General features: G+C 34.4%; 1 protein-coding gene. It reads right to left on the bottom strand.

Features of this window, described 5'->3' with window-relative positions; translation table 11 throughout:
* Positions 1-176: 176 nt before the first annotated feature.
* A partial coding sequence (locus BW716_RS35125) for a hypothetical protein (RefSeq protein ID WP_220388924.1) occupies positions 177-678 on the bottom strand: 502 nt, incomplete at its 5' end.

Consider the following 678-nt stretch of genomic DNA (forward strand, 5'->3'; position numbering starts at 1 on the left):
GTAAAAATAATTAAAGCGCTGTATTTTTTTAGCATATGGTTTCTAAAATGTATTGAAAGATACTTTCTAAAATTAGAAATTTAAAATGAATACCAAGGTTTTTATGTTAGTTTTTTCGTTCAATAACAATCTGCGTTTTCGCTTTAGCGAATTCGTATTATCAGCGTCAAATAGTCTCAAACATTCCAGATTCCAGTCTTGGCTGTTTCTGTCGAGTACGCAGAAAAATCTTTCGCTTTCCTGCCCAGCACTTTTTCTACATCAGATGTTATACTTGAATTTCTGCCATCTAATACCTGTTCAAAAAGATAATTCACCAACCAAATCTGGTCTTCAGGAACCTGATATTCTCTTAATATTTTAATATATTCTGCTAAGGATAACCCCTGAAAAGTGATATTTCTGCCAGAAGCATTGGCAATTTCGTTTACCGCTTGTTCAAAAGATAATAATCTCGGACCCGTTAATTCATACGTTTGTTTGTTGTGTTTTTCTTCTAAAAGCGAAACTGTAACCACCTCAGCAATATCATCAGCATCTATAAAAGGTTCAAGTGCTTCGGCTCTTGGCAATGCAACAATTCCGACTAAAACAGGATCTAAAAATATGCTTTCGCTAAAGTTTTGATTGAACCAGCTTGCTCGTACAATCGTCCAGTTTTTAGCATTTGTCTTTACA

The organism is [Flexibacter] sp. ATCC 35208 (genome assembly GCF_001975825.1).
GTDB lineage: Bacteria > Bacteroidota > Bacteroidia > Chitinophagales > Chitinophagaceae > Chitinophaga.